The 13,487-nt window shown below is 62.7% G+C and carries 11 protein-coding genes; 6 read left to right on the top strand and 5 right to left on the bottom strand.

All coding sequences use genetic code 11. The annotated features are described in order from the left end of the window. The first annotated feature begins 93 nt into the window (after nucleotides 1–93). From PQQ86_RS11185 to PQQ86_RS11175, 3 genes are read left to right on the top strand one after another with little or no spacing between them, the layout of a single operon-like run. Nucleotides 94–1,875, top strand: a complete 1,782-nt coding sequence (locus PQQ86_RS11185) for an adenylate/guanylate cyclase domain-containing protein (RefSeq protein ID WP_408266596.1) — start codon at nucleotides 94–96, stop codon at nucleotides 1,873–1,875. A gap of 51 nt (nucleotides 1,876–1,926) precedes the next feature. Beyond that, nucleotides 1,927–3,165, top strand: coding sequence for a phosphatase PAP2 family protein (locus PQQ86_RS11180; protein ID WP_408266595.1), 1,239 nt, complete (start codon nucleotides 1,927–1,929; stop codon nucleotides 3,163–3,165). 42 nt (nucleotides 3,166–3,207) lie between these two features. After that, nucleotides 3,208–5,439 carry a S8 family serine peptidase gene (locus tag PQQ86_RS11175; RefSeq protein WP_408266594.1) on the top strand — a complete coding sequence of 744 codons (2,232 nt, stop codon included), beginning with the start codon at nucleotides 3,208–3,210 and terminating at the stop codon, nucleotides 5,437–5,439. Between the two features lie 104 nt (nucleotides 5,440–5,543). Here PQQ86_RS11175 and PQQ86_RS11170 read toward each other — a convergent pair whose 3' ends face one another. Next, nucleotides 5,544–5,810, bottom strand: coding sequence for a hypothetical protein (locus tag PQQ86_RS11170; RefSeq protein ID WP_408266592.1), 267 nt, complete (start codon nucleotides 5,808–5,810; stop codon nucleotides 5,544–5,546). Between the two features lie 404 nt (nucleotides 5,811–6,214). Between PQQ86_RS11170 and PQQ86_RS11165 the strand changes: the two genes are divergently transcribed. Then, entirely contained in the window at nucleotides 6,215–6,469 is a 255-nt protein-coding gene (locus tag PQQ86_RS11165; protein ID WP_408266590.1) for a hypothetical protein, read from the top strand. On the opposite strand, the gene PQQ86_RS11160 is transcribed toward PQQ86_RS11165, so the two are convergent. From PQQ86_RS11160 to PQQ86_RS11150, 3 genes are all read right to left on the bottom strand, one after another. Continuing rightward, nucleotides 6,453–7,886 (bottom strand): MFS transporter, encoded by a 1,434-nt coding sequence (locus PQQ86_RS11160; RefSeq protein ID WP_408266588.1) that lies wholly within the window; start codon nucleotides 7,884–7,886, stop codon nucleotides 6,453–6,455. The two genes, PQQ86_RS11165 and PQQ86_RS11160, sit on opposite strands and share 17 nt — an antisense overlap. A gap of 62 nt (nucleotides 7,887–7,948) precedes the next feature. Next, nucleotides 7,949–8,773, bottom strand: coding sequence for a shikimate dehydrogenase (gene aroE, locus PQQ86_RS11155; protein WP_408266586.1), 825 nt, complete (start codon nucleotides 8,771–8,773; stop codon nucleotides 7,949–7,951). 34 nt (nucleotides 8,774–8,807) lie between these two features. Then, on the bottom strand, nucleotides 8,808–9,998 hold the full coding sequence (locus tag PQQ86_RS11150) for a YncE family protein (RefSeq protein WP_408266584.1): 1,191 nt from the start codon (nucleotides 9,996–9,998) through the stop codon (nucleotides 8,808–8,810). Nucleotides 9,999–10,207: 209 nt separating this feature from the next. Between PQQ86_RS11150 and PQQ86_RS11145 the strand changes: the two genes are divergently transcribed. Further along, nucleotides 10,208–11,101 carry a LysR family transcriptional regulator gene (locus PQQ86_RS11145; RefSeq protein ID WP_408266582.1) on the top strand — a complete coding sequence of 298 codons (894 nt, stop codon included), beginning with the start codon at nucleotides 10,208–10,210 and terminating at the stop codon, nucleotides 11,099–11,101. 112 nt (nucleotides 11,102–11,213) lie between these two features. Here PQQ86_RS11145 and PQQ86_RS11140 read toward each other — a convergent pair whose 3' ends face one another. Next, entirely contained in the window at nucleotides 11,214–12,056 is an 843-nt protein-coding gene (locus PQQ86_RS11140; protein ID WP_408266580.1) for a helix-turn-helix transcriptional regulator, read from the bottom strand. 288 nt (nucleotides 12,057–12,344) lie between these two features. On the opposite strand from PQQ86_RS11140, the gene PQQ86_RS11135 reads away from it, so the two are divergent. Beyond that, a complete protein-coding gene (locus PQQ86_RS11135) occupies nucleotides 12,345–13,466 on the top strand; it encodes a polyamine ABC transporter substrate-binding protein (protein ID WP_408266578.1) in 1,122 nt (373 codons plus the stop codon). Nucleotides 13,467–13,487 lie beyond the last annotated feature (21 nt).

The raw sequence follows: 13,487 nt of genomic DNA, 5'->3' as shown, positions 1-13,487 counted from the left end.
TCCGACGTGACATTTGAAAGAATGCGCAGGGGCGATGAAGTCCGTTGCGTATAAGACCTGTGCACGCCAAAAAAAATGGCTTGAATAAACGTGATGGCAGATTTCCCCCATTTACCGGATGGCCTGGTTTGTGTAGTTCGCTCCGTGCTGTTTATTGATCTCGTTGAATCCTGCAGGCTGATGCAGGATAACGAGGTCGAAGCCGCGCGGCGCTGGCGCGCGCTCAAGGCTCGGATCGAGAATGAGTTTGTGCCTGCGCATGGCGGCCGCCTGATCAGAACCGAGGGCGACGGACTCATGGTCACATTCGTGCGCCTGCAGGACGGACTCGCCGCGACTTTTGCGATCCAGCGCGCGTCGCGCGAGGTCAACGCGGGCGAGCCGGCGAGCAAGCACATGCTCTTGCGGATGGGTTTACACATCACGGAGCTGTACGAAGACGAGCGTGACGTGTACGGCCGCGGCGTCAACCTGGCTGCGCGCCTGTACACGCTGGCGGGACCGGGAGAGATCGTGGTGTCCGCGCAGGTACGGGATCAGCTGACTTCCGAACTGGACGCGGAAATCGACGACCTCGGTGAATGCCATCTGAAGCATTTCGAGCATCCGGTGCACGCCTATCGGATCGGTCCGCCCGGGCCCCGTCCGCTGATCGAGCGTGGCGCTGCTTTTTTGCCGGAGTTGCGGCCTACCATCGCGGTGATTCCTTTCATCTTGCGTGGCGGCGACGTCGAACAGCAGATGCTCGGCGAAGTGCTCGCCGACGAGATCATTTCCTCCTTGTCTCGCACGGCCGAGCTTCAGGTGATCTCGCGTTTGTCCACGACCGCGTTTCGCGAGCGCGGCGCGTCGCTCGACGAAATCAGTGGGTTTCTCGGCGCGCGTTACGTATTGTCGGGCGCATATCGAATGTCGGGCGATCAGTTCGTGCTCGTCGCCGAGCTCGCCGAGGCCAAATCGCGTCACATTTTGTGGACTGAGAGCATCAGAGGCCGCACTTCCGAAATCATGCTTGGCGAAGACGAACTAATCGGCCGGGTGGTCGGCGGGGTCAGCAATGCAATCATCAATCGCGAACTGCATCGGGCACGATCGCAGGCGTTGCCCACGCTCGAAATCTCGACACTGCTGATGAGCGCCATCGTGCTGATGCATCGCGGCGTAGCGGACGATTTCAACCGTGCGCGGGACATGCTGGACGCGGTGATCGAACGCGCGCGCAGACAGGCATTGCCGCATGCATGGCTCGCCAAGTGGCATGTCCTGCGCTTCAATCGCGGCTGGACCGATGACCGCCGCGGCGAAGCAAACGTGGCGCTCGAATGCACGCGACACGCGCTCGACGTCGATCCTGAGTGTTCGCTCGCGTTGACCATCGACGGATTCGTGCACACGAATCTGCTCAAGCGGCTCGACATCGGGCAGCAGCGCTACGCGCTCGCGCTCTCGGTCAATCCCAACGATTCGCTTGCATGGCTGCTCAAAGGCACGCTGCACGCGTTCGAAGGCGAGGGCGAGGAGGCGGTCGACGCAACCGAGCGTGCCCTCAGGCTTTCGCCGCTCGATCCCTTGCGCTATTTCTACGAATCGCTCGGTGCAACGGCCGCGCTATCCGCAGGCCGCTACGAACGCGCGGTGGAACTGGCGCAACGGTCCTTGCGAGTGAACCGCACCAACACGTCCACATTACGCGCGCTGGCGATCGCGCAGTCGCTGCTCGGCAACGTCGAGGCGGCGCGTTTGACGGTCGGCGAAGTGCTGGCCATCGATCCGACGCTGACGGTGCAGCGTTATCTCGAACGCTCGCCTAGCGGCGCATACAAGACCGGCAAGATCTGGTCGGAGGCACTTCGCCAGGCGGGATTGCCTGGTTAGATAAAAGAAGCAATGAATGCGGTGCTGGATCCCTGAGAGTGGAGACATATCGTGAGCGGACTTGGCGGTGCGGGTGGGGCAGGCGGAGCGGGTGGTGCGGGTGGTGCCGGGGGTGCGGGAATTCCGCCCGGCGGCGGAGGCGCGGGTGGCGTCTATGATGCGGGCGGCGGCAGTTCGGGCGACCCGCGGCTTCTCGCGGAAGCGCTGATCGGACACCGCGACGGGATCGTGGGCAGTTGGCGGACTCCGGAACTGGTGACGCTCAACTTCGACAATCAGAAACTGCAGGATCTCGCCACACCGTCGAAGCTCGACGATCCGGCTCAGCTGTGGCGATGGGAACCTTGGGTACGCGCGACGGTGTTCGATTTCGAACTGCTGACGAGTCTGAAGTTTTCGTTTCCCGACGCTTACACTGCCATGCTGTCTCACCGGGCAAGCGCGCAAGGCGGCCCGGACGTGAAGGTCGTTTCCCTGGGCCGCCCGGGCGTGGACGTCTTCACGAAACAACTCGACTGGCTGGACTTCTATTCGGACCTGCGCGAGGACCGCGCCGCGGAGATACTGTGTCAGATGGGTCCGCAAGTGGCGTTCTGGAGCACCCTCATCTATCTGCACCCGAGCCGCACGCCGAAGACGCTCGAACTGCTCGATGCCGCCGTGCGGTTCGCAATCTTCGTGGAAATTCGCTTCAAGCATGCGATCGCGGCGCAAAGGGCCATCGAGTACTCGAGCCAGGTGCAGCCGATGATTCAGACGCCGGGGCATGGCTCGCTACCGAGCGGCCATTCGACTCAGGCGTTCACTATCGCGGTAGTGCTGTGCGCATTGTTCAATGCGCAGCCCAACTCCGTATTCCGTCAGCAGGCGATGAGGCAGGCGTACCGCGTCGCGGTGAATCGAACGGTGGCGGGTGTGCATTTTCCGATCGACAGCATTGCGGGGCACGTGCTCGGTACTTCACTCGGGGAATACTTTGTTGCGCGGTGCAAGTCTGGCGGCAACGGCATGATTACTCCGCGCTATTTCAAGGGTGACGGTATCAACGCCAGTGGTCCGCACGGCAACCCGGATTTTGACTATCACGAGCCGCTGAGCGACATCGATGTCGCTGCCTATATCCTGAACAATCCGACCATGACCGCGCCCCAGGTGCGGGCCTACTTCTCGTTCATCGATTGGGACGCTGCGCCAACGGCCGTGGATGGATCCAACATTCTGTCGTGGCTATGGAATCAGGCGGAGAGCGAGTGGACGGGCAAGAGTCTCCAGAACACACGTTTGCCGTAAGCGTGTCGATGCGTGCAGAAAGGGTGGCATACGAGGTGGCATATGAGCTGGCAATCTTTGGCGGGCGGCGCGTGGAGCGGTCTCAACTGGATCGGACGCGCCGCTAACAGCACCCGCGCCGACCCCTATCTGGCGTGGGCGGACACAACGGCGTTTGCTCACCTCGGAGGGCAACCCACGGGTTGGGTGCGCGTCATCCTCGAACTGGAAGCGCACTGGCCGGCAGCGGGCGCTCCGCTCCTTACCGCGCAGACGTTCGCGGAAAGTCTGGAAATCGAGAACGCCACGTGGAAGACGTGGATTCAGGTATCGACCGTGTATCGCTTTCCGCCGCACGATCTGGGAGCGTCGCGCTTCCTGACTGCGATCGTGACAAAGCAGTTCTTCACTGAAATCGATGGCGCCATGAAGGGTGTCGTGAAGCGCTTCGAACTCGGGATGCCGATCGCTCCTGGCGACGCGACGCCGTCTGTGGCTCCCGGTTCCGAGGCGTCCATGCCAGGCACGGCGCCCGTCTTCGGTCCCATTGTTCAACCGGGCGCAGGGGCCACTGACGCGCCGCACGCTGTGTTCATGGGTGTCATGGACGATGGTCTGGCGTTCGCTCACGAACGCTTTCGTTCCGTCGCCGATATTCCGTTGACCCGTATCGAATACTTCTGGAATCAGGATGACGCAGCGGCGGCGTTGCTCGGCGTGCACTACGGGCGTGAGCTAGCCGGCGCCCAGATAAACGGCTTGCTTAAGCAGTGCGTGACCAACGGACTCCTGGATGAAGACGCCGTGTATCGGCTCAACGGTTACGTCGGTGCGCGCAAACGCTGGGCGCACGGCACGGAGGTCATGGATCTCGCGTGCGGCGTGAGGCACAACAAGATCGAGGCCGCCGCGTTGACCCTGGAAGGGGAGCGGACGGGAACGGTTCAACCGCCGCGCATCCTGTGCGTCCAGTTCAAGACGGCAGGGCGAACGATTCGCGACACGTCCGGGCTCTGGTTCGCCGTTCACGCACTCGACGCGATCCGCTACCTCCTGCGTCGCGCGGATGATCTTGCCGACGGCGCGGCGTACTCGGTTGTACTCAACCTGAGCTACGGCTATATGGCGGGTCCGCACGACGGCAGTTCGATCATTGAAAGCGCGATGGATGAACTGATCGGCCTGCATCGCGATCTATCCATTGTCGTACCCGCGGGAAACAGCAACACGCTGCGCTGTCACGCGGATCTCCTGGTTAAAAAAAGAACGTCGAGTCCGCTTACGTGGCGCGTCCTGCCCGATTGCGCCACGCCTGGTTTTCTTGAGATATGGTTGCCAAAGGATGTCGATGCATCCAGCCTGACCGTTCAGATCACGCCGCCGGGGGGAGACAAGAGTCCCGCGTTTCCCGTCGAGAATCTCTACACGTGGCAACCGGGGCGCAATGTGCTGTGCACGGCGGTCTATCTGGATCGCGTCGCGACGGGGGACCGCAAGATGATCCTGATCGCACTCGCTCCCACGACGACGAATCAACCCCAGCGCGATCCGGCGCCGGTGGGCAACTGGACAGTGACGCTGACGAACGGGTCGAGTGACGATCTGAAGATTCATGCGTGGGTGCAGCGTAATGAAACGGCCTACGGCTATCCACTGCGAGGGCGCCAGTCGCGTTTCGAGGATCTGGCGTACAAGCGGTTTGTTTTTGGGGCCCACGTGCGGGACTTCGACGAAGGCAATGCGTCGACCTGGATCAAGCGTGGCGGCACGTTGAGCTCCATTGCGACCGGTGAGCACACCGTCGTGGTCGGTGCCTATCGCAGGACTGACGGACGCGCTGCGACTTACTCATCGACCGGACCTTCTCTTCTGGCGACGCAGCGATCGGGTCCGGATGCGGCGGCGGTCAGCGAAGACTCCGTCGCATGCGCAGGTGTGCTGGCCGCGAGTACGCGCAGCGGCTGCCTCGTTGCGTTGAGCGGAACCAGCGCCGCGGCGCCGCAGGTGGCCCGCTTGCTGGCGAGGCAAAAAATCATCGAGTACGCGAATGGGTTGCAGCCCAATACGTTCACGCCTCAGCCTTCCGCTCGCGTGTGGATTGAAACCGAGGCGCATTCCCTCGATCCGGATCAGGTCGCGTCGGTTCCTCACCTGCTAGGCTCATGTGTCGGCACGTTGAACCCACCGCCGGTACCGCTCGGTCAACATGCCTATGTGCCGCGTCTGCTTGAGATTCGGGCAGGCTCCGGCAGGTTGCCTTCGCCGCGCTGGAAGAAAAGAGGTATCAAGCTGTAGCGAAGCCATAGCGCGAGGAGGAGCGGGTCTTGTTCACCCGGCCCTCGTCGTGCATCACGTGCATTACGTGCATCCGCTGCCGGGCTCCGGAGCGGACCGAAAGATCATTGACCTCCCTTGAAAAGCTGCTGGAGCCTCGCCGCTTCTCCGTTCTGCTGCGAGCGCACGAGGTCCTGATAGACATCGGCGCGGGTTTTGCCCTGTTGAGTCGCGCCGCCGCCCGACATCGAGTTGGTCGACATGTCTGGCCCCTGCGAACTGTTCATGATTTCGGTTGCCGTCGGCGGCTGTTGCGCGGTGGTGTCCTGCGCGTTTGCCTGCCATGAGCACGCGCAGAGCACGCCGCTGACCAGTAAAAGTGCTGTCTTCATTTTGACTCTCCTGTTGAAATGGCGACGCATGGTCCCGCTGCGCCGAACCGAAGCGCCGAGGTGCGCCGTGTCCAGGGAGAAAGCGGGTCGCTCCGTGGAACGGAGTGAGTGCGATCGGGCGAGGTTGCAGAGACGCTTAGGCTGATTGCAGTATGTGTGTCGGGCATGGGCCCGGCTATATGGCATTGGTGATAGACGAGGAAGGACGCGAGGCGCACCGGCTACCATTGTCACGCGCGTACCTATCCCGCCAGGCGCTCGATATGAGGGTGGCGCTGCACACCTGCGTGGCACCGGGCCGGACTTCGGACTCGTCTATGGTCCGCTGCGCGTCGAACCGGTCGACGAGGTTCCACCGCAGACCGCGTTGCCGTTTCCATTCAGCATCCGGCATCCTGCAATCGATGATCGTCTGGAACCTGCTGCTTCTGAAAGACCGCCGCTTTGCGGTGGACCCGCAAAAGAGCGTGGAATGGAACCGTGGCGCCTATCTGACCAATGTGCTTGCGCATTGCAGCGCATGCCATACGCGGCGCAATATGCTGATGGCCGAGGACCTGGATCGTGGCTTTAGCGGCGCGCAACTCGGTCCGTGGTACGCACCGAACATTACGCCCTGCAGGGCTTATCTGCTCGCTGTGATCAGGAGTGTTGAGTGATTGGCCGGCTGACTGGCTTGATTGGCGTGTCAGCAGCATCACGCAAATCGTCGAGATCACGCCCGCGTGTTTCCGGTGTGAAGTAAGTCGTCACCACGCCGATCAGACTGAGAATCGCGACGTAAGTAGCAAGCGGAATCCACGCCAGAATCGTCCCTTCGTGTCCACCCCAGTGCAGCGTCGCCCAGGCGATCATGGATGCGCCGACGAGCGGCGCCACGCCGCCTGCGATGACGGCTGACACTTCGCGTCCCACCGCTACGCCGGCATAGCGATGCTGCGCGCCAAAGAGCTCCGGCAACAGCGCGCCCTGCGTCGCGAACATGCCCCACACGCCGGCCAACGCGACGCACAACATCGCAATGCTTGCCGTGGCGTTGCCGAGGCTCAGCACCCACCAGGTCGGATAGGCCAGCAACAATTGATAGACGGCGAAGGCGCGATAGACGGGGATGCGCCCGAACCGGTCGCTCGCCATGCCCGCCAGCGGAATGATGACCGCTCCCGAGGCGCCCGCGAGCAGCAGGGCGATTGGGCCGATCTGGCCTTTGAGGCCGGTTGCGGTCGCGATATAGCTGATCGCGAGCGACTGATAGATCGACGAGCCGCCGTTCTCGGCCATGCGCATGCCGATGACCTTAAAAAGCGTCGGCTTCGAATGCTGGATGAGGTGCTTCAACGGATTCTCGTTGACCTCGCTTCGCGCTTCGAGTTTTGTAAACGACGGCGACTCCTTGAGTTTCAGCCGGATCCAGATCGCCACCGCAATGATGACAGCGCTCAGCAGGAACGGCACACGCCACAGCCAGCTTTGCGAAAGATCCTCGACGCGGACCAGCGCGAAGTAGATCGCGGCCGCCATCACGGTGCCCAGCAGCACGCCCATGAACGGCAACGCAGCGAAATAGCCGCGACGTTTGGCCGGCGCATACTCGGCCATCAACACGGCAGCGCCTGCCTGTTCAGCGCCGGCACCCAGGCCCTGCAGAAGGCGGCACCCTACGAGCAGTATCGGCGCCCAGATGCCTGCGGACGCATAGGTAGGCAACAGGCCGATGAGCGTGCTGGCGATGCCCATCAGCAGGATCGTCGCCATCAGCACGAACCTGCGCCCATAACGGTCGCCGAGTGTGCCGAAGATGATGCCGCCCACCGGCCGGATGGCGAAGCCCAGAAAGTACGCGCCGAAGCTCGCGATCAGTCCGATGGCCGGCGTGCTCGACGGAAAGAAAAGCGGCCCGAAAATCAGCGCCGAGGCGAGGTTGTACAGCGCGAAGTCATAGTATTCGAGCGCGCTGCCGAGCGACGCCGCCCACGCGGCGCGATACAGGTCGGCGTTCGTGACTTCGTGCTTGCCTGCGCCGACGGCGTGACCCGTATCGTGTGGGTCTGTCGCAACGGTGTGCTGATGTTTCATCTTATCGTCTCCTCCAATCGGGATGCCATTGCGGTCACTTCATTCATGACCCGAACGGTCCGCTAGCCCACGCGCGCAATCTCGTCGAGCAGAGCCGTGCTCATCGTCTCGAGCGGCGCGGGTTTGCCTGTGTACAGTTCGATCTGGCCGCAGAATTGATGCAGCAGCATCCGCGTGCCATCGACGACGCGGCACCCAAGCTCATCGGCTTCGCGAATCAGCCTGGTGCGCACGGGGATAAACGCCGCATCCATCACGAACAGATGCGGCGCAAGTTGCTCGGGCTTCAGTGGATTGACGTCGGGCGCACGGAAACCGGCGGCCGTCGCATTGACCACGCCGTCGAACTTGCCCGCAGCGAAATCATTCAGATCGCCGCCGAAAGCGAGACCGAAGTGGCTGGCCAGTTCTTCTCCACGCGACGCGGTGCGGTTGAACACGGTGAGATCCGCACCGGCGCGTTGCACGCCCCAGGCGATCGCGCGCGCTGCACCGCCCGCGCCGAGTAGCGCGATGCGGCGGCCCGGCAACGAGGTCACTTCCTCGAGCGCGCGCACCGCGCCCGTGCAGTCGGTGTTGTAGCCGGTCAGATAGCCGTCGCGATTGTCGATCGTGTTCACGGCGCCGATTTCGCGCGCCGTTTCGTCGAGTGCGTCGAGGTAGGGAATCACGGCCTGTTTGTGCGGCATCGTCACATTCAAGCCGCGAATGCCGAGCGTGCGCATCGCGTTTATCGCGCCTGCGGCATCCTCTACACCGAAGCTCACGAAGGTGTAGTCGACGCCTAACGCCCGATAAGCCGCGTTGTGCACCTTGACGTTGAACGTGAAGGGCTGGCCGGCGAGCGAGCCGCATAGCGTCGGAATCGAGTGAGGCATGAAGGGCATGTACTGTTTCCCCGTGGTATTCAGTTGACGATGATCAGCGCGGAGTCGTACGAAGCGACGAAGGGCCGCCCGTCAGCGCGATCCGCTGTCCGGTGTCCTGCAGATGGCCGCCGTTCACCGCGAACATGGCGAGCTGCTTCTCGACGTTGAACTGCACGATCAGATGCTTGCTGTCCGCGGTAAACACGATGCCTTGTGCAGCTTCTCCACCTGGCGCCTCGGACATCATCACGGCCTGGCCGTTGCGAATGGCGAAAAGCAGAACCTTGCCGCGCGCATGGCGTCCGGGGTTGTCCGGCGTGAGGTTCGAGCCGTCCATGGCCTGTACGCCGATCCATTTGCCGTCGGGTGAGATCGCTACGCCCTCGGGCAATGACGGCACCGTGATGTGTTGAACCGCGCGGAACGGCTCGTGCGATATGTCGATCAGCGTGATGGTGTCGGCATCCCCCGCGAGCTTGCCCGCGTAGGCGGGCAGGCCGGAGAGGCCGACGTCGCTCACGACGGCCCATTTGCCGTCGCTCGATACGTCGACGGTGTAGGGCGCCACGCCGCTTGACAGGCGCACACCGCTATCGGTGACGTGGCCGTCCGCGATGTTCAGCACGGCGACGCCTTGCTCGTCGCGCAGTGCCACCAGTGCATGTTTTGCGTCATGCGTGAAGCTCACACCGGCCAGGCGCTTCTGGCCGATCTTCAGCGTATCCACCGGCGTCACGCGGTTTCCGTCGATGCTGAGCACCGTCACGCTGCCGTCGACGCACGCGACGAGCGCCAGTTTGCCGCTGCGGTCGATGGCGATGCCCTGCGGATGGCTGCCGATCTCGACCCGGCTAACGGCGGGCGGCGATGCCCGCAGATCGACCACCTGGACAAAGGAGTCCATCAGCAGCTTGCCGGCGGCCTGATCGTAGCGGGTGGGCGCGCCGACCAGCGCCACGGCGGCGTCCGGCGTGATCGCGACCGCTTGCGGCGGTCCCTGGATGCCGTTCTCCACCTCCACCTGAACCTTGACCTGCGGCGGAAAATGGCTGGCGTCGAGGAGCGTGAGCGTGTCGGGTTGAGGATTGGCCGGATAGGTATCGCGTCCCTCGACGCGCTGATATTTGCCGTCGTTGCCCGAGACGATCCAGTCCGCGGCGTGCGCGGCGCATGCGGCGAATGCGATTGTCAAACCGGCGAGCGTCTGCGCACCGCGCGTCCGGCTCGAGATCAATAAATGCATGTCGATGTCTCCGATCTTGTGTTTTGTGGCGTGCTGCCCTGGTGGACGGCGTCTCTCAGGCCCTCAGGCTGCGCCGCGCATCCAATGACGCGCCCCGGTTGCCTCGAATGCCCACCAGTTCAACGCAAGGGCAGCAAACGCGCCAATAGTCTTTCGTGACGTTGTTATCATGATTCGTGATGACAAGCGCCCGCTTGCGGAGAGACACCATGGAATTGAAGCACCTGCGCGCCTTCGTGGCGTTGGCTGAAGAGCTGCATTTCGGCCGCGCGGCGCAGCGCCTATGTATCGTGCAGCCTGCGCTGAGCATGCAGATCAAGGCACTCGAAGAGGAACTGGAGGTGCGGCTCTTCGAGCGTGACCGGCACAACGTCGCGTTGAGCGACACCGGGCGGCTCTTTCTGCCCGAAGCGCGCGCCACGCTTCATCAGGCGAAGCGCGCGGAGCAGACCGCGCGGCTTTCCGCGCGCGGGGAGATCGGCGTGCTGCGCATTGCGTTCGTGTCGTCGGTTCTGCCGAAGCTGCTGCCCGATCTGATCCGCAGCATGCACGCGCGTTATCCGCTCATCACGCTGGAGTTGAAGGACCTGCCGACGCCGGACCAGATCGCGGCCCTGCATGACAACAAGCTCGATTTCGGCCTGCTACGCATGCCCGTGAGCGGCTCAGGACTCGAAACGCGCGTCGTGCTCGAAGAATCGTTCGTGGTGGCGGTGCCTGAAGATCACGCGCTGGCCGCAAAGCCCCTGATTCATCCGACCGATCTGAGCGGCTCGCCCGCTTTCGTGCTCTCACGGCGATACGCGCCCGGCTTCTACGACGAGATGCTCGTCGCGCTGACCCAGCAGGGCGCGGTGCTCGACATCGCCCAGGAACTGGGGGAGTTTCCGACCATGCTGGCGCTGGTGGCGGCGGGACTCGGCATCGGCGTCATTCCGGCCGAGGCGGCGCTGGCTTTGCCGCCCAAGGTCGTGGCGCGTCCGCTGGATCTTCCCGGTCACCGTACCGGTATCGGTCTTGCTTACACGCGGCTCGATAGCCCGACAAAACGTGCGCTCTTCGAAGTGATGGAACATTGCGCCAGCGGTGCACGGGAGAGCTGAGTTCGCGTGTCTTCGTCTTGAGATACGCGGTCTTCGCGGTTTTTCAGTTGAAGGAGCTGCTCGGGTCCCATTGCACGAAGCCCATCGGACACCCTTTCGTCATCCTGATCCACTACACCCCATCGCTGCCATACCGCAGCGGTGCGTTCTTCAGCACGAGCGCCATCAACTGCCGCCGCGAATCAACGCCGAGCTTCGCGAATGCCCGTTTCGCATAGGTCTCGACGGTCGAGGGCTTCAGCCCCATCGATTGCGCGATCGCCGGTGTCGTCATGCCCTGAATAAACGACGAGCACACGTGCGTTTCGCGTGACGTCAGCTTGCCGTGCAAATGCGGCAGCCACTGCGCGAGCAGATTGTTGTCGGACGTATCCGGGCGGCCGTCGTCTGGCGAGATCGCGCCGATCAGCCGCTTGTGCACCGCCGCGAGCGGCAGCACAACGTGCGCGAACTGCTTAAGCAGGCTCAGTTCCTTCAGCGAAAACGACGGCAGGCGCCGTGAGCGTGCCATCGATATCGAGTATCGCGTGCCGTTCGTCACGCCGAACACCACGCATTCATCGTGGATGTTGCCGATGTCGAAGAACAGATGCCGGAGCTCGCTCGCAACCTTCTGCGCGGAGATCTGGATCAGCTGCACATCGCGCTTGTCTCCGATTCCCTCGTAGGTCGCGTCCTCGCTCGCATAGCTCCGGTAGTAGTCCCGCATCACCTGTTCGACGAGTTCACGATCGCGACCGAAGCTCCCGATCCAGCCGACGCTGCGTTGGCCGGACGGAGACACACGCTCGTAGTCCAGATGTACCGCGTCGAAATCGACGAAGTGCACGAGATTTTCAAACACGACCTGCATGAACTGCGGAGCGCCAACGGCCTGCGCGATGTCGCCCAACGTCTCGGTCACTAACGCGACCTGACTGAGCTGGAGATCCGGCGAGGGGAGCGCGGCGTTCATAACTTCTGTTCTCGATCAATTCCGGGTGGCGCTACTGGTATCACGACAAATTCCCCATGCCTACACGGGAATGCACCCAAACCACCGTTATCGATGATGACACTTGTCCTTTGTTCCCGGGACAGACGGCGCGTATGGCGATCTTTACAGTGCTCTACAAGCTGAAACGAAGGAGATCCGGCGTTCAGTCCGCACGTCGACGATTGCCTCGCGACGCATTGACGAGTTTGCTTACCGGCGGCATCCGCATGGATCGGAGCGGCCGACCCACACTATCTGGAGATTCCTATGCGTGCCCGTTTTCGTCGCTGCCCGGTCATCAGGATCGTGTTCGCCGCCTCAGCCAGCCTCGCGTTCGCGGCTAGCCAGTCCGCGCTGGCCGGCGACACCAATCTGAATGTTTACAACTGGTCCGAGTACATCGCGAAGGACACGGTGCCAATCTTCGAGAAGCAGACCGGCATCAAGGTGCGCTATGACAGCTATGACAGCGACGACACGCTGCAGACCAAGCTGCTCACCGGCAGTTCCGGCTACGACATTGTCGTGCCGACGTCGAACTATCTCGCGCGGCAGATCCAGGCGGGCGTCTACCAGAAGCTCGACAAATCGAAGATCCCGAACCTTGCGAACCTCGACCCGGCGCTGATGAAGATGATGGCGAAGGCCGATCCGGGCAACCAGTACGGCGTGCCGTGGGCGTGGGGTACGACAGGGGTGGGCTACAACGTCGAGGCCGTCAGGAAGCGCCTTGGTGACAACGCGCCGACCGACAGCTGGGCGTTGCTGTTCGACCCGGCGAACGTGTCGAAGCTGAAGGGTTGCGGCGTGTCGCTGCTCGACGCGCCTGACGCGGCATTCGCAGCGGTGCTGCAGTACATGGGCAAGGATCCGGAGAGCAAGAACCCGGCGGACTATCAGGCGGCCTACGAGGCGCTGAAGACGATTCGTCCGTACATCACGCAGTTCAATTCGGTGGGCTATGCGGACGATCTTGCCAACGGCGACGTGTGCGTGGTGCTCGGCTGGTCCGGCGACGTCAGCCTCGCGGGTCGGCGCTCGGCGGAGGCGAAACACGCATACCAGATCCGCTACGTGAATCCGAAGGAAGGCGGCCTGCTGTGGTTCGACGCGATGGCGATCCCGAAGGATGCGCCTGATCCCGAGGCGGCTTTGAAGTGGATCAACTACATCGAGGACCCGAAGACCAGCGCGGCAATCACGAACGAGATTGCCTATCCGACCGCGAACAAGGCCGCACGCCCGTTCGTGAAGCCGGAGATCTCCCAGGATCCGGACGTCTACCTGTCTGACAGTGTGCTCGCCAGAATGTCGCTCGCGATGCCGATAAGCGCGGAGCTCACGCGGCTGCAGAACCGTCTGTGGCTGCGCTTGAAGTCAGGCGGTTGAGGAATCCGAAGCAAATAAAAA

Origin of the sequence: Paraburkholderia sediminicola (genome assembly GCF_046026675.1) — a bacterium.
GTDB classification, from domain to species: Bacteria; Pseudomonadota; Gammaproteobacteria; order Burkholderiales; family Burkholderiaceae; genus Paraburkholderia; species Paraburkholderia sediminicola_F.
The sequence above is the reverse complement of the archived record's forward strand: the minus strand, read 5'-3'. Positions and strand labels throughout refer to the sequence as shown.

Coding starts and splice junctions, on each gene's coding strand:
- PQQ86_RS11185 (WP_408266596.1), top strand. CDS start 94: ATGGCAGATTTCCCCCATTTACCGGATGGCCTGGTTTGTGTAGTTCGC.
- PQQ86_RS11175 (WP_408266594.1), top strand. CDS start 3,208: ATGAGCTGGCAATCTTTGGCGGGCGGCGCGTGGAGCGGTCTCAACTGG.
- PQQ86_RS11170 (WP_408266592.1), bottom strand. CDS start 5,810: ATGAAGACAGCACTTTTACTGGTCAGCGGCGTGCTCTGCGCGTGCTCA.
- PQQ86_RS11165 (WP_408266590.1), top strand. CDS start 6,215: ATGATCGTCTGGAACCTGCTGCTTCTGAAAGACCGCCGCTTTGCGGTG.
- PQQ86_RS11160 (WP_408266588.1), bottom strand. CDS start 7,886: ATGAAACATCAGCACACCGTTGCGACAGACCCACACGATACGGGTCAC.
- aroE (WP_408266586.1), bottom strand. CDS start 8,773: ATGCCCTTCATGCCTCACTCGATTCCGACGCTATGCGGCTCGCTCGCC.
- PQQ86_RS11150 (WP_408266584.1), bottom strand. CDS start 9,998: ATGCATTTATTGATCTCGAGCCGGACGCGCGGTGCGCAGACGCTCGCC.
- PQQ86_RS11145 (WP_408266582.1), top strand. CDS start 10,208: ATGGAATTGAAGCACCTGCGCGCCTTCGTGGCGTTGGCTGAAGAGCTG.
- PQQ86_RS11140 (WP_408266580.1), bottom strand. CDS start 12,056: ATGAACGCCGCGCTCCCCTCGCCGGATCTCCAGCTCAGTCAGGTCGCG.
- PQQ86_RS11135 (WP_408266578.1), top strand. CDS start 12,345: ATGCGTGCCCGTTTTCGTCGCTGCCCGGTCATCAGGATCGTGTTCGCC.